We start from the raw sequence: 20,157 nt of genomic DNA on the forward strand, positions 1-20,157 counted from the left end.
AAACTCAAATAAAAACTTGTTGCATGCAGGCCAATGAATGGTTTAGAATATGGTTCAGCTCACCTTACAGCGATGTTTTATACAGGAAACATGATAAGGCTGAAGCAGCTATGCTGGTGAATAAACTCGCAGATAAATTACAAATGCCTGCAGGAAGTTATGTTTTAGATGCTGCATGCGGCAAAGGCAGGCACAGCGTGGCATTGGCAGAAAAGGGATTTAATACAACAGGAGTTGATATTTGTGCAGAAGCAATTGCCGAAGCTCAGAAAAATAAAACTGAAAATCTGCATTTCTACCTGCATGATATAAGGCTGCCTTTTTACATCAACTATTTTGATTATGTCTTTAATTTCTTTACAAGTTTTGGTTATTTTAAAACAACCCGTGAGCATAATGATGCCATACGCACATTAGCCCAAAGCCTTAAGCAGAATGGCTTACTGGTAATTGATTACCTGAATGTGCATTATACGGAAGGACATTTAAAGCATAACGAAACATTGAAACTTGAAGGCATTGATTTTAATATTGAAAGATGGAGTGACGAAAAATATTTTTTCAAACGCATTCATGTGCATGATACTGCAAAAGGCATTGATGAAACTTTTACAGAACAGGTTGAAAAATTTTCCCTGGGCGATTTTACTGACATGTTTTCTTACCAGGGATTAAGGGTGGAAGATGTGTTTGGTGATTACAACCTGAATGCTTACCATGTAAAGAATTCACCAAGGATGATTATGATTGCAAAAAAGATTCACTGATTACTCAAATAAATAAAAGCAATGTGGCAAACCATACATAACTGGGATATTCAATTGTTTTATAAGATAAACACAGTTTGGACAAACTCATTCCTGGATAATAATTTTCCATGGTGGAGGGATGCAACCACCTGGTATCCGTTATATTTATTTTTATTAGTTTTCATATTTATAAATTTTGGATGGCGCGCCTGGACGTGGGTTTTATTTATCATTATTAATGTTACACTTACTGATCAATTCAGCAGTTCCGTTATTAAACAATGGGCAATGCGGTTAAGGCCGTGCCGCGATCCGGATATGATTGAATATGTACGCATGCTTTTAAATCATTGCAGCGGTGGCAACAGTTTCCCTTCTTCGCATGCAACCAATCATTTTGGTGCAGCCGTTTTTATCTTTTGCACGTTAAGAAAATATTGCGGCAACTGGATTTATCTTTTCTTCTTTTGGGCAGCCACCATCAGCTACGGCCAGGTGTATGTTGGCGTTCATTACCCAACCGACATTTTAGCGGGTGCTATAATAGGCAGCATTATCGGTTATTGCGTAGCGCTTATCTACAATAAAAAAGTCGGTTTGCCTCCACTAAAATCCCCGGAGGCTTTTGTAAATAATTTGTAACCTGTTAACATCGTGGCACAAATGTTATAGGTAACTACTTATTATTTAGTTTTACAACTTTATATGACTGAAATATTAATTATTCTCGGGCTTATTCTTTTGAATGGAGTTTTTGCTATGGCCGAAATTGCGCTGGTATCTTCACGCAGGGCGAGGCTGGAAGCCCAGGCAAACCGGGGCGACAACAGGGCCAAAGAAGCGCTGAAACTCATTAATCATCCTGACACTTTTATTTCTACTATACAAATCGGCATTACTTTAATTGGTATACTTAATGGTATTTTTTCGGGAGAGAATTTAAAAGATGACCTCATAGCATTTTTTCAAAAATTTGATTTCACCGCAGCTTACAGCAACGGGCTGGCAACAACAGTGATTGTAATTATAGTAACTTATTTTTCATTGGTGCTGGGCGAACTGGTCCCAAAGAAAATAGGGCTAAGCAACCCTGAAAAAATAGCCAAAACACTGGCGGGCCCCATGCGTTTTATTTCAATGATCAGTTATCCCTTTGTGTGGCTGCTCTCCAAATCGGGAAACCTTATTGTAAAGCTTTTAAACATCAAGAATAAAGACACTAATGTTACAGAAGATGAAATAAAGGCCATCATTCATGAAGGCACGGAACAAGGTACTATTGAAGAAGCGGAACAGGAAATTATTGAAAGGGTGTTTCACCTGAGCGACAGGAATATTACTTCATTGATGACGCACCGCAGCGATATAATCTGGCTTGATTCAAACCTTACGGTGGATGATGTGCACAAACTGCCCGATGATGAGATTCACAGTGTTTTTCCTTTATGCGACGGTTCTATCGATAAAATAAAAGGTATTGTTTCTCTTAAAAATATTATAAACGCAGAGCCGGGAACACCGTTAAAAGATGTGATGAGGCCCGGGCTGTATGTGCCTGAAAATAATACGGCTTATAAAATACTGGAAAGGTTTAAAGAACAAAAATCGCATTATGCCTTTATTGTGGATGAATATGGAACGTTGCAAGGCATAATTACACTGAATGATATTCTTGATGCGCTTGTGGGCGAGGTGCCGCATCTTGATGAAGAACAATATGAGATTATTGAAAGAAAAGATGGAAGCTATTTAATTGATGCGCAGATACCATTTTATAATTTTTTAAGTTATTTCCATCATACCGATTACCTGCCGGAAACCGAGCTGGATTTTGATACGCTTGCAGGCTTTGTGCTCGAACAACTGGAACGCATACCACAGCCCGGCGATGAGCTTGAATGGCAGGGCTTCAGGTTTGAAATTGTAGATATGGATAATAACCGCATTGATAAAATTCTTGTGCACAAATCGCAGGAAGAATTAAAATCAGAGAACGATTAATTTACACCTGTTGCCCCATCCCTTACCTTAATTTTTTTCTTCTGATGTTTCTTTTCCCATTCCAACACTTCCGGAGGTTTTTTCTTATTGGCAGCAGCAAGCGAATCTGCAGGGCTCTTAAAAACAGAGGAATCTTTTGCTGCGATCATCTTTGCTTTTTTGGCAGGAATGAGCTGGTCAATCACATATTCTTCCGTTTTGGTAATTGTTCCGCTTTGCGGATCATAATAAGTCCATGTGCCATGCTTTACCGTTGATGCATCAACCTTAATAATTTTTAAGTCGTATTTATCAGGATTATCAAGATGATAAGCCCTCACCGTATCATAAGGATTCTTAGGATTGGTTGCACGCCAGCTTTCTTCGCGTATTAACCCCATCAGGTTATAATAACGGCAAATACCATCTTTATAACCCCATTTGTATTGCTCCTCAGCAGTTACATCGCCCATTAAATTAAAGCGCGTCCACTCGCCTTCTTTTTTGCCATCTTTATAAAAACCGGCTTCCTGGTAGCCGGGCTCTCCATAATTTTCTTCAACTCTGGTTACCCATTTTCCCTGTTTTAAATTTTGAAAATCGGTGCAATTAATGGTATCGCTCTTTTTATTTAATTTATAAGTTTTACACTGGCCAAAAGACCACTGTGATATATGCATTGATATTAAAATAAAAATAGCTGTAACCGGCTTCATATTCATAAAACGATTTTTGTAATAAAAAGTTGTGCAAAAATCATACGCAGAAAAAAGCCCCGCACCAAGGCGAGGCTTTGAGTTTACCACTCTAAAAGAACCCCCAAAGATTTGTTTTTTTCAGGCCGGGCGTAAGGGAACATTAAACACATCAAACAAAGCTTAGTATTTTTATTTCAAATCTTTTATTATTCCTATATCAATTCCAAAATTGCTGACTGGTATTTTTCCAACACCAAAATTTTTAACCGGCGCCTGGTAATATGGCTCAGCTTTAATACTCCAGTCGCCTGCAACTTTCGTTTGGTAACCTCCGCTAAAGCTAACGCCCGAAAAATATTTTGGCATTGTTAGTGCACTATATTGTTTCGACATATAGCCCTGAACACCGTTTTTTGAAACAGCGTAATTATACCTCTCACTATGCGTAATGATTACAGCATTAACGCCAGCTCCAATAAAGAAACTGCTGTTTTTCTTTTGCCAGAAATTATATTTTAACTTAAGTGGCACACTCGTTATTTTGCTGCTGGCATAAGCTTTTTCAACATCATTGCCCTTTTGTATTTTTAAAAGGCTCGTATCAATATACCGGCCATCACTGTAAAAATCTATTCGTTCCCGTTGCAGGCCCACTTCAATATTAAACCTGTTGTTTATTTTATAACCAAGCGCCACCCCCAGTCTATAGCCTGGTGATGAAGCTCTTTGAAACTTAACGCTGGTTAACTCAGGCCCGCCATACGCTACCCCATAAATTCTTTTTTCCAGCTTTAGTTTTATTTGGTTTGATTCGGGTGCATTTGCAGCATCATCTGCCGCTATTTCACTCCCCATTTCATTTTTAAGTCTTTCTTTCTGCATTGCAGGTTCAGCATTAACTGACTGCACCGGCATTATGTCTTCATTATATAGTATTCTTTCAGGCAGGTTAATGTTTGAAATAGTTTTAAAGCTCTCATTAAATGAACCGGTATTAATATTAGTATTGCTTCCCAGGATATTTATTTCCGCAGGTAACAAATATTGCTTTTCTGTATGCACGGCCTGGTTTTCCAACACAGGTTCTTTAGTTACAGCAGCAACATTTGAACTACTGCCAGGCACTTCATCTTTTAGTGAACCTTTAATAATAGGTGGTATTGAAGCCGATGCTGCCTCCTTCGCAATATTATTATCGTTTGTGTTTGTATTGAACCTGTAAACCAAGAGTGAAACTGTAATAAGAACCGGCAGCAGAATAATTAAACTATACGTCCATTTGTTTTTTTTTACGGCCGTTTTTTGTGAAGTTTCAAGTTTTGCTGCAAGATCATCCCAATTGGCTGAATCTGTTTTCAGGGGATAACCCTTAGCCGCTTTACGGAATAATTTTTCAAAATCATCGTTATTATACAGCATAACTTTTTTCAGCAAATCTGTTTTCTATAAATCTTTTTAGCTGCGCTTTTGCTTTTGCCAATGCCGACTTTGAAGTGCCCTCAGAAATTCCCAGCATATTGGCAATTTCGCCATGTGAAAAGCCATCTATGACAAACATATTAAATACCTTTCTGTAAGAAGGCGGCAACCGTTTTATCTCGCAAATCAGTTCTTTATATAATATTTTTTGATCCGCATTGTAACACCTGTCCGTTTGTTCCCATATATATTCGGGCAACTCTACAACAACAGGTGAATTCTGCAGTTTTCTTAATTCGTCTATAGCTGTATTAATCAGGATGCGTTTCATCCAGCCCATTAATATTCTTTCTGTATCAGCGTCACCCTTCTTAAACTTAAACCTTTCAAGGCTGTTGAATATTTTTACAAAACCATCGTTCACAACATCCGCAGCCTTATCGTATTGATATATGTACCTGAAAACCGTTTTTAAAGCAAATCCGTAATAATACTCGTAAAATGCACGTTGGCTTTTACTGTCCCTTGCAATGCAATCCCTGATTAATTTGTATAAAGATTCCAAATTGTCAAGGATTTATGTTTTTGATAAGAATACGTAACCTAATTAAAGATGGTTGCCTGAAAAGATGAAAACAATGGATGGCGTTTGTCATAATAAGGCGTAACGATTAGTGCAGGAATTTAATTACAATGGAAAGGTATTGATTTTTTTGGGTTAGGTATTTAAATTTATTAAGGAGTGTGAAAAATCATTCATGCTGCTGCCATTCTTATTAAATCAAATAAATAAAAAGCCCCGCTTTAGAAACGGGGCTTTTTACCTTTGTATATATTCTTAAACTTTCGCTTCTTCTTCCTTTTTACCAAACTCAAATTTTATCTTTTGATTTTCTTTGTCAAGATCAGCAATTAAAACATCACCTTGTTTAATATTCATATTCAGTATTTCTTCTGCCAGGCTGTCCTCAAGGTATTTTTGAATTGCCCTGTGCAACGGCCTTGCACCAAACTGTACATCATAACCTTTTTCAGCAATAAATTCTTTTGCTTCATTGGTTATTTCCAAAGTAAAGCCCATATTGTTAAGGCGCTTCAGCACACCTTTCATTAATATGTCAATAATCTGGAAGATGTTTTCTTTAGAAAGAGAATTGAAGATAACCACATCATCAATCCTGTTAAGGAATTCCGGGGAGAATGTACGCTTCAAAGCCTTTTCAATAACAGCTTTATTATTTTCTTCTGCGCTCTGAACCCTGGCTGCCGTAGCGAAACCAACGCCTTCGCCAAAATCTTTCAACTGGCGTACGCCAATATTTGAGGTCATAATAATAAGCGTGTTCTTAAAGTCCACTTTTCTTCCAAGGCCATCAGTAAGCTGGCCATCATCCAAAACCTGTAAAAGAATATTATAAATATCAGGATGCGCTTTTTCTATTTCATCCAGCAAAATAACACAGTAAGGTTTGCGGCGCACTTTTTCTGTAAGCTGGCCTCCTTCTTCATAACCAACATATCCCGGAGGCGCACCAATTAAACGGCTTACCGTAAATTTTTCCATGTATTCGCTCATATCAATGCGGATTAACGCATCTTCTGAATCGAACATATATCTTGCAAGCGATCTTGCCAATTCGGTTTTACCAACACCGGTAGGGCCAAGGAAAATGAAACTGCCAACGGGCTTCTTAGGATCTTTCAATCCCACACGGTTACGCTGTATAGCTTTTACCACTTTTGAAATTGCTTCGTCCTGGCCTATTACCATGCCCCTCATATCTTCCGACATTTTGCGCAGCTTTTCGCTTTCTGCCTGCACCATGCGTTTTACCGGTATTCCTGTCATCATGCTTACTACTTCAGCAATATTTTCTTCATCTATCGGGTAGCGTTTGTGCTTGCTTTCTTCTTCCCAGTCTGTTTTTGCTTTTTCCAGTTCTTCACCAAGCCTTTTTTCTGTATCGCGCAAAGCGGCAGCTTCTTCAAAACGCTGGCTTTTAACCACGCGGTTCTTTTCAAGCTTTATTTCTTCAATCTGCTTTTCAAGATCAAGTATATTCTGCGGAACATTGATGTTCTTTAAATGCACCCTTGCCCCCACTTCATCCAATACATCTATTGCTTTATCGGGTAATAAACGGTCTGTCATGTAACGGTCGCTGAGCTTAACACAAGCTTCTATTGCATCATTGCTGTAAACAACATTGTGATAATCTTCATAACGCGGCTTAATGTTATTCAGTATCTGGATGGTTTCTTCAACCGTTGGAGGATCAACTATCACTTTTTGAAAGCGACGGTCTAAAGCGCCATCTTTTTCAATATACATCCTGTATTCATCCAATGTTGAAGCACCAATACATTGCAGTTCACCCCTTGATAAAGCCGGTTTAAAAATATTGCTGGCATCAAGTGAACCGCTGGCGCCGCCCGCTCCAACTATTGTATGAATTTCATCTATGAAAAGAATTACATCGCGGTTCTTTTCCAGCTCATTCATAATGGCTTTCATCCTTTCTTCAAACTGGCCGCGGTATTTTGTACCTGCCACCAATGCCGCAAGATCAAGACTGATAACACGTTTATCATATAAAACCCTGCTTACCTTTCTTTGCACTATACGTAATGCAAGGCCTTCTACTATGGCAGTTTTACCAACGCCCGGTTCACCAATTAAAATAGGATTGTTCTTTTTACGGCGGCTGAGGATTTGAGAAACCCTTTCAATTTCTTTTTCACGGCCAACTATAGGATCAAGTGCGCCTGTTTCAGCGAGTTTGGTAATATCCCTGCCAAAATTGTCTAATACCGGTGTTTTGCTTTTTGCATTTCCGGTTGTTTTTTTCTGTGCCGATGAATAACCCTGTTTCCTTTCGTCTTCAAAATCATCATCATTTTCTTCGGTGTATTCGCTGCGCGGTTCATTGCTGCGTACAACACCAAGCTCTGTCTTAAATAAATCGTAATCCACGTCGTACTGATTTAAAATTTGTGTAGCAATGTTTTCTTTATTCTTTAAAATAGACAGCATTAAATGTTCCGTTTCAACCAGCGGGCTTTTCAGCGCTTTTGCTTCAAGCACGGTTACCCGTATTACTTTTTCAGCCTGCTTGGTTAAAGGAATGCTGTTAATATTAGCTATATTCTTACCTGTTTTATCACGCACAGCCAGTTCTACCTCCTTGCGTAATTCGTACAGATCAACGTTCAATTGTTTTAAAATCTTTATTGCTGTATTCTCTCCATCTCTAATCAATCCCAGCAAAAGATGTTCTGTGCCTATGAAATCATTTCCCAATCTTAATGCCTCTTCCCTGCTATAGGATATGATCTCTTTAACCTGGGCGGAAAAGTTGTTATCCATTTAATAGTGTTTGTACAAGTTTAAGAAATATTTTTGAGGTCTGTACTAAATCAATTATGCACAAGTGTTAAAAGATCTAATAAAGAACTGTATGAAATTCAAAATTGATACCAGAGAAAAATTTACGATAATAACGCCGGATTCAGATTTTACTTCTGACAATTTAACAGCGGAATTGAAAGAACTGCTTACTTCGTTCCTGCAACATAAGACAAATCTTGTTATCAACTTGAAGAATGCCGTAACTGTTAAAGAAAATCTTGTTAAAGAATTAGCTGCATGGCAACAACAATTTTATGAGCACCAGGTTTCGTTTGTTTTATGCGAATTGCAATTGCCCGTTCAGGCATTCATTAATCAACTAGATTTAGACAGCGGGTTAAACATCACGCCTTCAGAAACAGAAGCCTGGGATATAGTGCAAATGGAAGAAATTGAAAGAGAATTACTGGGAGATGAATAAGTATTAATATCAACCCAAAAACTGTTAGCGCCACTCAAAATAAAACGGCAGCCTCGCCTGCGGAATATTAATCGTTTCAGATAACTGTTTTGCTTTTTGCAGAAGCGTGTATTGTTGCTGGCCAATCTCTTTCACTAATGCCTTTTGTTGTCCTTCAACAGAATAAGACTGATCGGTCAACTGTTCAAGCCAGGTCTTTTGTTCAGGATATTCACGGGTGCGGTAGTCTGTAAGTTTAGCCATGCGTGCCGCACAATTAACGGCATCCTGCAAAGTTCCGGTTCTGTCAACGAGGCCAATGCCAATAGCACGGTTGCCAATCCAAACACGGCCTTGTGCAATGCTGTCAATATAGGCTGTATCTTTTTTACGGCCATCGGCTACACGTGTTTTAAAAGTGGAATAAATGGTATCAATTGAAGCCTGTATAAAATGTTTTTCGGGATCGGTAAGCGGCCTGCTTATAGAACCAAGATCTGCATAAGGTGCGGTTTTTACTCCATCGAATGTTACGCCGAGTTTATTGTTGAAAAAATCTTTCATGTTAGCCAAAACACTGAACACACCAATTGACCCTGTAATAGTTGTTTCGTTTGCAAATACAGAATCCGCTGCGCATGAAATATAATAACCGCCCGAAGCTGCATAATCGCCCATACTTACTACAACAGGTTTTGCTTTTTTCGCTAAAATAATTTCCCGCCATATTGCTTCACTGGCCATAGCGCTGCCGCCTGGTGAGTTTACACGAAAAACAATGGCCTTCACATCATCATCAAGCCTTGCCTTACGAATAAGCTTTACAAAATCATCGCTGCCAATCTGGTCCCTATCTCCTTTTCCATCCACAATATCGCCCTGTGCATAAATAATATTAATCTTTCCGCCACTGCCATTTTTGGTAAAATTTACTGCTTTTGCATATTTGCCAAACGAAACAAAATTGATGTCATCATCAGCATCTTTTTTAAGGCGCTTTGAAATGTCAGCCTTCAATTCATCATCATATTTCAAACCATCTACCAGGTTATATTTTAATGCATCATTAGCTGTTTGCACAGCGCCTGAATTAGCGAGGTTATGCAAAGTAGCTGTATCGGAATGCCTTGCTTCCGCCGTTCTTATCAATAAATTATTATAAATGTCATTTAGCCAGATAGTAGTTTGCAGGCGGTTGGCATCCGTCATTTGCGTTGCCCGCAAAGGTTCTGTAGCACTTTTAAATTTGCCAGCATAAAAAATTTCGGGTTTAATTTCAAGCTTATCAAGCAGCCCTTTTAAAAATACCAGATCAACAGAAAAGCCATTCCACTCAACACCGCCGGCAGGGTTGCAATAAATTTTATCGGCAATGGTAGCTACATAATAGGAGCTTTCGGGAATAACATTGCCATAAGCAATTATAAATTTGTTACTCTTTTTAAAGGCAACCAAAGCCTGCCTTAATTCCTCGCTTGCAGCATAACCATTTTCGTTGCCGTCAGCCTTTATATAGATACCCTTTATAGAAGAATCGCTCTTTGCATAATCAATCATGCGCACAACGTCGTACAAACCGGGAACATTGTTGGAAGGATTATCAAATAAGGTATTTAAAGGGCTGTTTCTTGCTTGTTCATCAAGCTGTTGGTTTAAATCAAGCACTAAAACCGCATCTTTTCCTATCGCGGGTTTTGAGGGTGAAGTAGCGCTGCCGATAATTGCCGAAAAAGCAAAAAATAAGGCAAGCGTAAATACTATTAATGCTACCAATGTTGCAAGAAATATCTTAAGAAAGCTTCTCATTTTATCTGAATTTACTAACCCTTAAAAGTGACTGATTAAACCGGAACAACAAAACTCTGCCTTTTAAGATATAGGGAATGTGCAATTACAGTTCATACATCACAATACACAAAAATAAAGATATTTGAAGCCATATTTGTGCGTATTTATGAATACAGCTTTTTTGCTTACAGGTGGCAATTTGGGCAATCGTTTTGAAAACTTGCAAACGGCTGCAAGACTTATAGAAAAGAATTGTGGCAGCATTAACAACATTTCGTCTGTTTACCAAACTGCCGCATGGGGTTTTACCGAACAACCGGATTTTTTCAACCAGGCTTTATCAATTAATACTTTATTGCAGCCAGATGAATTAATGCAACGCCTGTTGGCAATTGAAAACGAAATGGGCAGGCAACGCAGTTTTAAAATGGCGCCCAGAGTTATTGATATTGATATTTTATTAATGAATGAAATGATTTACAAATCTGCAACTGTTACCATTCCGCATCCGCGTTTAGCCGAACGAAGATTTGTATTAGCGCCGCTTACAGAAATTGCCGGTAATATTATACATCCTGTTTACAAAAAAAACATTATCGAATTATTGAAAGAGTGTAAAGATGAATTACCTGTGCATAAAATTTCACCAGAAAAGTAAATACGGCTTTTAATTTTGAGCGCTGATGCAATACCATTACATAGCTATTGAAGGTAACATTGGAGCTGGCAAAACAACGCTGGCGCACCTCCTTGCCAAAAAATTAAATGCACGCCTTATACTGGAACAATTTGCTGACAACCCCTTTCTTCCAAAGTTTTACGAAAACCCAAAACAAAATGCTTTTCCGCTGGAATTATTTTTTATGGCTGAACGGTATAAGCAGCTAAAAGACATGATTCACACCAGCGATCTCTTTCAAAGTATCACTGTTTCCGATTATATTTTTACCAAATGCCTGCTATTTGCAAAAGTTAATTTACCGGAAGAAGAGTTCAGGCTGTACCAGCGCTTATTCGATATAATGCAAACGCAGATTGCTTTCCCCGACATTTTGATTTACCTGCATTCACCTGTTCAAAAACTGCAGAAAAACATTAAAAAACGAAACCGTATTTACGAACAAAATATAGCGGATGAATACCTGTTCAATATTCAGCAAACCTATACCAGCTATATAAAACAGCATAATATAAAAACAATTTTTGTGGATGCTGTAAATGCCGATTTTTTAAGCAACGAAGAACATTTGCAGGTTTTAATGGATGCATTAAAAATAGAATTTGAAGGCGGCCAGCAATATATTTCTTTATAGGCTGATGATCCCTGTTTGGAAAATAGAAACTTTAACCTGAAGCTGGCTTTGCTTCCCCGGCCTTCATTTAATATAAAAACTCATTGCAACCATCTTTAAATCAAAAAGCCGCTCATTCCCTTTAATAAATTCAGAATAATTTTCCGTGGGCCGCACTGCTTTCTGAAATAATCTCCTGTAACTTTATACTGTATTCAAATTAACCTAATGAATCACCTGCAAAAACTGCTGCCTGTATTTTTGTTCACACCTGTGCTGTTATCATGCAAAAACAAAAATACCTCTCCCTCTAATGAAGTTATCAGCCAGCTAAATTTAAAAAGGGGTAATGTTATTTCCTGCGGGGCTACAAATGCGCAGTTTGGCATAGTTAATTTTGATATGACCTGTGGTGTTGCCGCCAAAAAAGATTTTAACCTGGCTGTTGAATTATTGCACTCTTTTGAATACGATGAAGCGGAGAAAGTATTTGCAAAAGTGATAGATGAATTCCCAAACTGTGCCATGGCATACTGGGGCATTGCCATGTGTAATTTTCACCCGTTATGGAGCCCGCCAACTGAAGCGGAATTGCAAAAAGGCGCTAAAGCAATTGCCATCGCAAACAGCATTCAAACCAAATCTGAAAGAGAAGCCGGTTACATAAACGCCATAGGATTGTATTATAAAGATTGGGATACAAAAGATCATTATACCCGTTGCCTGTATTTTGAAAAAGCAATGGAGCAATTATGCGCAAAACATCCTGATGATAATGAAGCCGCTATTTTTTATGCATTGGCATTAGATGCAGCCGCAAGCCCGGCCGATAAAACATATACAAAGCAAAAAAAGGCAGGCAGCATATTAAATGCCCTTTACGCCAAAGAGCCAGATCATCCCGGCATTATTCATTACATTATTCATACTTACGACTATCCGGGCCTTGCTCAGCTAGCTTTGCCGGCTGCGCAAGCTTATGCACAGGTAGCGCCTTCTTCAGCCCATGCGCTGCACATGCCATCGCATATATTTACAAGGCTTGGCCTTTGGGATGAAGATATACGTTCCAATTTGCAGTCTGTGGCTGCCGCTCAATGTTATGCAAAGCAGGCAGGCATTTCGGGGCATTGGGATGAAGAACTGCATGGCCTGGACTATCTTGTTTATGCGTATCTGCAAAAAGGCAATAATAAGCTCGCCGCACAACAGGTTAGCTATTTAAATAGCATCAGGTTGGTTTATCCTGTTAATTTTAAAATTGCTTACGCTTTTGCAGCCATTCCTTCGCGGTATGTATTGGAGAACAGCAAGTGGGAAGAAGCGGCTGAATTGCAGTTGCCGCAGGCAAATTTTTCATGGGGCGCATATCCGTGGCAGGAAGCCATTGTACATTTTACAAGAACATTAGGCGCTGCGCACATAGGTAAAATAAATGAGGCTAAGGCCGAGCTAGCAAAACTTTACCAGCTTAAAGATATATTGGATAAGCAAAAAGACAGCTATAATGCAAAAGAAGTTGCCATTCAAATAAAGGCAGGCAATGCCTGGGTGCAATTTGAACAAGGCGATACAGCAAATGCATTAAAGGAAATGAAGCTTGCCGCAGATATGGAAGACAGTATTGAAAAACATCCCGTAACGCCTGGGAAAGTGTTGCCGGCAAGAGAATTATTAGCAAATATGCTGATGCAAACCAACCAAAATAAAGCTGCATTAAACGCTTATGATGCAGTGTTAATTAAAAACCCTAATCGCTTTAACAGTTTATATAATGCAGGCATAGCCGCACAAAAATCGGGCGATAATGAAAAAGCCAATTTCTATTTCAAACAGTTACTGGCTGTAACAGATATTGCCAGCTCCGGCAGGCCTGAAATTGGCGTAGCCCGGTCTTTTTTGAAGATGCATTAGAAAATTAGATTTTGCACAGTAATGATAACTGGCATACATATCTGTCAGTTAAACGCTTGTTAGTCCCGTAAATGAAAATTTTAGTTTTTTCAGGCTGACAATTTTTCGTCTATTTGCCACTGGCAAAAATTTTGACTAAACTTATTTTCTATTATTAATTATGGAAGAAAAAGATAAACAGGAACAAACGAATGTAAACGATGCCGGTTTGGATATTAATGCTGACGAAAATGCAGCCGGCACCAATTACCTGAACGACCCGGTTGAGGAAGAATCGCAGATAGAAAAGCTGAATACCGAGCTTCAGGATCAAAAAGACAAATATTTACGCCTCTTTGCTGAATTTGACAATTATCGCAGGCGCACTGCAAAAGAAAATGCAGAACTGCGCCAAACAGCAGGTAAAGAAGTAATTATATCACTTTTGGATGTGCTGGACGATTGTGAGCGTGCAGAAAAACAACTGGAATCTTCCGGAGATATCAAACAATTCAGCGAAGGCGCCTTGCTTATTTTCAACAAACTCAAAAAAACACTGGAAAGCAAAGGCCTAAAACAAATGGATAGCCTCAACAAAGATTTTGACGTTGAAAAACAGGAAGCTATTACTGAAATTCCGGCGCCCGATAAAAAGCATATAGGTAAAGTAGTTGACGAAATTCAAAAAGGTTATTACTTAAACGACAAAATCATTCGTTTTGCCAAAGTTGTAGTAGGCAAATAATAACAGAGATACACAGGTTACATGACAAAAAGAGATTATTACGAAATATTAAGCGTTACAAAAACTGCTTCAGGAGATGAAATAAAAAAAGCCTACCGCAAGGTAGCAATGCAATATCACCCTGACAGAAACCCCGGCAATGCGGAAGCAGAAGAAAAATTTAAAGAAGCTGCCGAAGCTTATGAAGTATTAAGCGATCCGGATAAAAAAGCAAAATATGACCGTTACGGTCATGCAGCATTTGCGCCTGGCAGCGGCGGTTTCAGTGGCAGCCAGAACGTAAATATGGAAGATATCTTCAGCCAGTTTGGAGACATCTTCGGCGATGATATTTTCGGCAGTTTTTTTGGCGGCGGAAGAAGAAGCAGTGGCGGCGGAAGAGGCCATGGCACAAGGGGCAGCAACCTTCGTATAAAGCTTAAGCTTAATTACGAGGAAATGGCAAAGGGTGTAACTAAAAACATTAAGGTAAAAAAATATGTGCCCTGCACCACCTGCAATGGCAGCGGTGCAAAAGATAAAGGCAGCATTCAAACCTGCAGTACCTGCGGTGGCAGCGGCCAGGTAAGAAAAGTTACCAATACATTTTTAGGGCAAATGCAAACGGTAAGCACCTGCCCCACCTGTAACGGCGAAGGCTCTACCATCACCAGTAAATGTTCTGCCTGCAAAGGCGAAGGCCGCGTGTATGGCGAAGAAACCGTTAACATTAATATTCCAGCCGGCGTACAGGAAGGTATGCAGCTTAGCCTTAGCGGAAAAGGGAATGCAGGGGAACGCGGCGGCATGCCTGGCGATTTAATTGTGCTTATTGAAGAAGAAGCACATAAAGAATTACAACGTGATGGCCTGAATGTAGCTTACGAACTGCATATTTCTTTTCCAGATGCGGTTTTTGGAACCCAGGTAGAAGTGCCTACTATAGATGGAAGGGCTAAAATAAAAATCCCGCCCGGTACACAAAGCGGAAAAATATTCAGGCTGAAAGGCAAGGGTTTTCCTGAAGTAAATGGTTATGGCAGGGGCGATCAGCTTATTCATGTAAATGTCTGGACGCCGCAGCATGTAACACACGAGGAAAAGGAAATGCTGAACCAGCTAAACGGCAGTCCTAATTTCAAGCCGCAGCCAGGCAAAAGTGAAAAAAGCTTTTTTGATAAAGTGAAGGAAGTTTTCTCTTAAATAAGAAAGCATATTTTATAAAAGCCGCCTGGAAATATCAGGCGGCTTTTATATTGATGAACTTGAAATATTTTTAAAACAGGATGATGTTTTTGATCTGTCCGGGCAGAGCCGGGACGTTTTTTTGTTCGATCCGTCCTGAAGTAAATTGGGTAGATATTCGCCTGCTGATTTAAAGTCGCTTTGCTTTTTTAGGAATTTTACCGTCTTGAAACTCTTGTCTTTGATTTTTGTCGCCCAAGTCCATTACAAACATGTCCCAATTGCCTAACCAATTTCTTACTGCACAACTCCAGTCACCAGTTACTGTATCTGAAAATTGCCAAAGAATATGATAGCCGTCTTCATTAGAAAATCCTTCATTGTCGGTTTGCAATATGCCTTTAGTCTTGTTCCAGATTTTTGTTTTGATGCTACTAACAATTTCAAAATTCCCGTCATCAAATGCAGCATTGAGCATTTGAAAAGCGTAAATGACTTTTACTTTGTCAAAGTAATTTGTAAGCCATTTAACAGCAGATATAGGTTTGTAATTCTGAATATCTTCCTTAAACTCATCGAGTTCTTCTTTTCCCAATTCTCCTTCAACAATTAGATTTCTTTCTAACTGAGCTAAAGGTTCTCCATCAGCATTTAAAATGTTAAGTATCGTCCACCTGCCTGGTTCTTCGGTCGAGCTTAACTCAAACTTTGCAGCCAAGCCATCTGCTTTTAATGATTGAATGAGTTCGTCTATATGAATGTTTGGATCTTGTGAACCTAAAACTCTGATATAATATCCCATAGTAAGTGTCGCCTTAGAGTTGCCTATAACAGTTCAAGTGAAGATAAATACAAATGTTCAATAGCGTAATGTCCCACGATAACAAAAAATGACAAGAATTGTTATCGGCAAGTCTATGTTGAACCACACCTCATTCCTTCAACTGGTAAATCGCCGGCAGGTTCCTTCCATATCCATTATAATCCAGGCCGAACCCAACAACAAATTTATCAGGGATATTAATACCATTATAGTGAAGCGGCACATCATAAATTGTAGCATCAGGCTTATGTAACAGTGCAGCTATTTTTAACGATGCGGGGCTCATATTATACAATTGCGGCAAAAAGCTGTGTAACGTTTTGCCGGTATCAAGAATATCTTCCAAAATAATAACATGCCTGTCTTTTATTTCAGCATCAAGCCCTATGGAAGTAATTACATGGCCGGAAGAAGTAGTGCCTTTATACGATGCCAGCTTTATAAAAGAAATTTCTGCTGGAATAGTAAGCCATTTAAAAAGTTCTGCAGCAAACATGAACGATCCATTCAATATAGCAATGAACAAAGGCTGTTTGCCTTCATAATCTGTATTAATAGCCCCGGCAATCTTCTTTACAGAAACTTCAATATCAGCCTCGCTTATATAAAGAGTGAAAGTTTTATCAAGCACATTAATTTCCTGCATACGGCTAAATATGTTTTAACCGCAAGCTAATGCAATCAAAACAGCTTTTTACCCTGTGTACGCAATATAATTTTATCCCCGGCCTTCAGGCGGATGTCTTTAGGGAGTTTATTATAAGCCAAAAGGCTTTGCAGTTGTATGCCTTCATCCTGCGCAACATCAAAAAGGTTTTCGTTGGGAAGGGCTATATGATAATCTTTAGAACCGCGTTTAGGCTTTCTCTCAATATAAACAAGCATACCCGTTCTTAAAATATCACCGTTATCAAGATCATTAAAAGCGAGCAGCTTTCCATAAGCAATATTGTATTTTTTGGCAATAGCCAGCAGCGAAGCGCCTGCTTTTGCATAAATAACCTTTGTTTGATTAATGCTGAAAACACCTTCAGGATACCTGTCAGTTTTTTCTGTTTTATCAGCTTCAATATCATCATTCGCTGACGATGTAGTTATTGAAACGGCATTAAATGCCAGGTCTTCCTGCATTTTAAAAGGCGCTGCTGCAATTGTAACCTGGTGGTTTTGCTGCAATCCGGCAATTGTTATATCCTCCAGGCCATATTTCTCTATAGTATTAATAAGCGAAATAGCATAAACCGGGTTGGTTGCATAACCTGCGGCCTTTAAGCCATAAGCCCAGCTTTTATAATCTGTGGCATCCAAATTAAATAAAGAAGCATAATTAGGCCGGGTTCTTAAAAAATCAGAATGGTCGCGGTAGGAATCTTCTGCACAGGAATAACTTCTGAAACATTCATGTTTAACGTCATCATCATGATAAACATAATTGCCCGTCCAGTCTGTTTTGCACTTAATGCCAAAATGATTGTTGGATTGTGCTGTAAGGTTAGACTGACCGGCATTCGATTCCAAAATTCCCTGCGCTAAAGTTATAGAGGCAGGAACGCCCGTGCGGATCATTTCATCAATAGCCAGTTGCCTGTATTGCTGAATGTAGGCAGTAACGGCTTCGTTGTTTTGCGCTTTTAAGCTGGCAATAACGCCGGCAAAAAATAAAACAAGAAGTAGCTTCTTCATCAGTATTTCTTTTTAATCAGCAGCAAACCATCTCTTATCGTTAATAACACCTGTTCGGTTCGCTGATCATCTGAAACATGCTTATTAAATTGTGCAATGGCTTTTGCACTTTTGTTGTCAATTTTTTCTTCCAGCACCTGGCCGTGAAACAGGACGTTATCAGCCAGGATAAAACCATGTTCACTTAAACGCTGTAAAGCCTCTTCATAGTATGTTATATACGAAGTTTTGTCAGCATCTATAAAAACAAGGTCCCACTTATGCGGCAATGTTCTTATAATTTCCCTGGCATCGCCCTTGTGTAAATGTATCTTATCAGTCATGCCTGCTGCTGCAATATTTTTCCACGCAGTGTTAGCATCCCCTTCACGCAATTCTATCGTGTGCAATTCACCGCCTGCCCGTAATCCCCTGGCAAGACATATTGCACTGAAACCGGTGAAGGTTCCAATCTCTAAAATATATTTTGGCTGAAGCAGAGAACTTATAAACTCAAGGAACTTGCCCTGCACGGGGCCGCTTATCATGTGTGCATGAGGATGATTGGCTATTGTATCCCCATATATTTTCATCAATACATCGTCTAAAACCGATGTATGCATTGATGCGTAGTCTTCAGCAAGTTTATCAATCCACTGCATTTGTTGGTATTGCCGGTTTTGATACGAGCAAAAGCCCGGCAAATGTAAGCAAGCCGTTAATAAGAAGCAATTCTAATCCTATGGAATAGCCATTGAACCATCTGGTGGCATTATCGCTCAATATATATGTAATAATTGGCGCCGCTATGCAAATCATTACCATTACTGAATTTTGAGGCACTGCTCTCCTGGTAAAAATGCCAAACAGAAACAGGCCAAGCAGCGGGCCATAAGTGTATCCTGCAACAATCAGTATAACATTAATGATTGATTTGTCATCAATCCATTTAAAGATCATAATACATAAAAAGAAGATTAATGCGAATGTTATATGTACGATTATTCTTGTTCGTTTGGTTTGTTTTTCGGTGAGCGATGGATTGCGCCTTAATCCTAAAATATCAATACAAAAAGAAGAAGTAAGCGCCGTTAGCGCACCATCGGCGCTGGGAAATAAGGCCGATATGAGCCCGATGATAAAAATGATGGCAACAAACGATGGCAAATAATTCAAAGCAATTGTTGGAAACAGGTCGTCGCCTTTTATATCAATATTTTGAGAAGCTGCAAACAGGTATAATAATCCGCCTAAAAATAAAAACAGGAAGTTCACGCCAACAGAAATAAGGCTGAAGGTGATCATATTCTTTTGTGAATCTTTAAGAGTTCGCACACTTATATTTTTCTGCATCATTTCCTGGTCGAGGCCGGTCATACCGATGGTTAAAAATGCACCGCCGATAATCTGTTTTATAAAGAAGCTGCCGCTTTTTACATCGGTATTAAAAATCTCTGTATAATTTTTTACATGCAATGATTTGATAGCGGCGCCAAAAGAAAAATGCATCATATCCATCATAAAATAAATGCAGATAACAAGGCCCAGCAGCATGCAGGTTGTTTGAAGCATATCGGTAAACACGATAGTTTTTACACCGCCTTCAAATGTGTACAACAATATCATTAAAAGAATAATGAATGTGGTAAACCAAAAAGGAATGTGCATGTTGTCGAGAATAAATATCTGCAATACATTTATCACTAAATACAATCTTGCCGTTGCTCCCAGTATCCTTGAAATAATAAAAAACAGGGCGCCGGTTTTATATGATACTTTTCCAAAACGATTAAGCAGATAATTATAAATAGAAGTTACCTGCATTTTATAATATAGCGGCAACAGTATAAATGCAATCAAACAATATCCTATAAAATTACCGATAACAACCTGGAAATAGCCAAAGCCGCCGCTGCCAACTGTGCCCGGAACGCTTACGAATGTTACGCCGCTAAGTGATGTGCCAATCATGCCAAAAGCCACCAGCATCCAGTTACTGTTGCGGTTGCCTATAAAGAATGAATTGTTATCAGCATTGCGGCTGGTGTACCAGGCAACGCCAAGCAGCAATAAAAAATAAATCAATACAAAACCAAAGAGAAAGTATGGAGACATGTAATCGTTTTATTAGTTTG

At 39.0% G+C, this 20,157-nt stretch carries 19 protein-coding genes; 9 read left to right on the forward strand and 10 right to left on the reverse strand.

Translation table 11 applies throughout. From position 1 onward, the window contains the following. Positions 1 to 23: 23 nt before the first annotated feature. From BM015_RS06785 to BM015_RS06795, 3 genes are all read left to right on the forward strand, one after another. Positions 24 to 767 carry a class I SAM-dependent methyltransferase gene (locus tag BM015_RS06785; RefSeq protein WP_090656488.1) on the forward strand — a complete coding sequence of 248 codons (744 nt, stop codon included), beginning with the start codon at positions 24 to 26 and terminating at the stop codon, positions 765 to 767. A gap of 21 nt (positions 768 to 788) precedes the next feature. Next, positions 789 to 1,391 carry a phosphatase PAP2 family protein gene (locus BM015_RS06790; RefSeq protein WP_090656492.1) on the forward strand — a complete coding sequence of 201 codons (603 nt, stop codon included), beginning with the start codon at positions 789 to 791 and terminating at the stop codon, positions 1,389 to 1,391. Between the two features lie 63 nt (positions 1,392 to 1,454). After that, positions 1,455 to 2,750 carry a hemolysin family protein gene (locus BM015_RS06795; protein ID WP_090656495.1) on the forward strand — a complete coding sequence of 432 codons (1,296 nt, stop codon included), beginning with the start codon at positions 1,455 to 1,457 and terminating at the stop codon, positions 2,748 to 2,750. Here the strand turns inward: BM015_RS06795 and BM015_RS06800 are convergent. The 4 genes from BM015_RS06800 to BM015_RS06815 form a co-directional block, all read right to left on the reverse strand. Continuing rightward, complete coding sequence (locus BM015_RS06800; RefSeq protein ID WP_090656499.1) at positions 2,747 to 3,451, reverse strand: toxin-antitoxin system YwqK family antitoxin; 705 nt, start codon at positions 3,449 to 3,451, stop codon at positions 2,747 to 2,749. The genes BM015_RS06795 and BM015_RS06800 overlap by 4 nt on opposite strands. 165 nt (positions 3,452 to 3,616) lie before the next feature. Then, entirely contained in the window at positions 3,617 to 4,861 is a 1,245-nt protein-coding gene (locus BM015_RS06805) for an outer membrane beta-barrel protein (protein WP_090656503.1), read from the reverse strand. Further along, on the reverse strand, positions 4,836 to 5,411 hold the full coding sequence (locus tag BM015_RS06810; protein ID WP_090656505.1) for an RNA polymerase sigma factor: 576 nt from the start codon (positions 5,409 to 5,411) through the stop codon (positions 4,836 to 4,838). The genes BM015_RS06805 and BM015_RS06810 overlap by 26 nt, the downstream gene beginning before the upstream one ends. 273 nt (positions 5,412 to 5,684) lie before the next feature. Next, complete coding sequence (locus BM015_RS06815) at positions 5,685 to 8,213, reverse strand: ATP-dependent Clp protease ATP-binding subunit (protein WP_090656508.1); 2,529 nt, start codon at positions 8,211 to 8,213, stop codon at positions 5,685 to 5,687. A gap of 91 nt (positions 8,214 to 8,304) precedes the next feature. Between BM015_RS06815 and BM015_RS06820 the strand changes: the two genes are divergently transcribed. After that, on the forward strand, positions 8,305 to 8,676 hold the full coding sequence (locus BM015_RS06820) for a hypothetical protein (protein WP_090656512.1): 372 nt from the start codon (positions 8,305 to 8,307) through the stop codon (positions 8,674 to 8,676). Between the two features lie 24 nt (positions 8,677 to 8,700). Here the strand turns inward: BM015_RS06820 and sppA are convergent, their stop codons facing one another. Continuing rightward, a complete protein-coding gene (gene sppA / locus BM015_RS06825; protein WP_090656516.1) occupies positions 8,701 to 10,461 on the reverse strand; it encodes a signal peptide peptidase SppA in 1,761 nt (586 codons plus the stop codon). A 148-nt stretch (positions 10,462 to 10,609) separates the two neighbouring features. Between sppA and folK the strand changes: the two genes are divergently transcribed. From folK to dnaJ, 5 genes are all read left to right on the forward strand, one after another. Continuing rightward, positions 10,610 to 11,101, forward strand: coding sequence for a 2-amino-4-hydroxy-6-hydroxymethyldihydropteridine diphosphokinase (gene folK, locus BM015_RS06830; RefSeq protein ID WP_090656519.1), 492 nt, complete (start codon positions 10,610 to 10,612; stop codon positions 11,099 to 11,101). Between the two features lie 25 nt (positions 11,102 to 11,126). After that, complete coding sequence (locus tag BM015_RS06835; RefSeq protein WP_090656522.1) at positions 11,127 to 11,756, forward strand: deoxynucleoside kinase; 630 nt, start codon at positions 11,127 to 11,129, stop codon at positions 11,754 to 11,756. A 207-nt stretch (positions 11,757 to 11,963) separates the two neighbouring features. Continuing rightward, entirely contained in the window at positions 11,964 to 13,649 is a 1,686-nt protein-coding gene (locus BM015_RS06840; RefSeq protein WP_090656526.1) for a tetratricopeptide repeat protein, read from the forward strand. Positions 13,650 to 13,809: 160 nt separating this feature from the next. Further along, complete coding sequence (locus BM015_RS06845; protein WP_090656529.1) at positions 13,810 to 14,373, forward strand: nucleotide exchange factor GrpE; 564 nt, start codon at positions 13,810 to 13,812, stop codon at positions 14,371 to 14,373. Between the two features lie 21 nt (positions 14,374 to 14,394). Further along, a complete protein-coding gene (gene dnaJ, locus BM015_RS06850) occupies positions 14,395 to 15,555 on the forward strand; it encodes a molecular chaperone DnaJ (RefSeq protein WP_090656532.1) in 1,161 nt (386 codons plus the stop codon). Between the two features lie 172 nt (positions 15,556 to 15,727). Here dnaJ and BM015_RS06855 read toward each other — a convergent pair whose 3' ends face one another. From BM015_RS06855 to BM015_RS06875, 5 genes are all read right to left on the reverse strand, one after another. Next, positions 15,728 to 16,339 carry a hypothetical protein gene (locus BM015_RS06855; protein WP_090656535.1) on the reverse strand — a complete coding sequence of 204 codons (612 nt, stop codon included), beginning with the start codon at positions 16,337 to 16,339 and terminating at the stop codon, positions 15,728 to 15,730. 130 nt (positions 16,340 to 16,469) lie between these two features. Then, the gene (hpt, locus tag BM015_RS06860) at positions 16,470 to 17,006 is read right to left on the reverse strand and encodes a hypoxanthine phosphoribosyltransferase (RefSeq protein WP_090656538.1); all 537 of its coding nucleotides are present in this window, start codon (positions 17,004 to 17,006) and stop codon (positions 16,470 to 16,472) included. Positions 17,007 to 17,041: 35 nt separating this feature from the next. Continuing rightward, on the reverse strand, positions 17,042 to 18,043 hold the full coding sequence (locus tag BM015_RS06865) for a glucosaminidase domain-containing protein (RefSeq protein ID WP_090656541.1): 1,002 nt from the start codon (positions 18,041 to 18,043) through the stop codon (positions 17,042 to 17,044). Next, entirely contained in the window at positions 18,043 to 18,684 is a 642-nt protein-coding gene (locus BM015_RS06870; protein ID WP_090656544.1) for an O-methyltransferase, read from the reverse strand. Before BM015_RS06870 ends, BM015_RS06865 begins: the two co-directional genes overlap by 1 nt. After that, the gene (locus BM015_RS06875; protein WP_090656549.1) at positions 18,671 to 20,137 is read right to left on the reverse strand and encodes a sodium:solute symporter; all 1,467 of its coding nucleotides are present in this window, start codon (positions 20,135 to 20,137) and stop codon (positions 18,671 to 18,673) included. Before BM015_RS06875 ends, BM015_RS06870 begins: the two co-directional genes overlap by 14 nt. Positions 20,138 to 20,157 lie beyond the last annotated feature (20 nt).

The sequence above is a fragment of the Parafilimonas terrae genome (assembly GCF_900115755.1).
GTDB classification, from domain to species: Bacteria; Bacteroidota; Bacteroidia; order Chitinophagales; family Chitinophagaceae; genus Parafilimonas; species Parafilimonas terrae.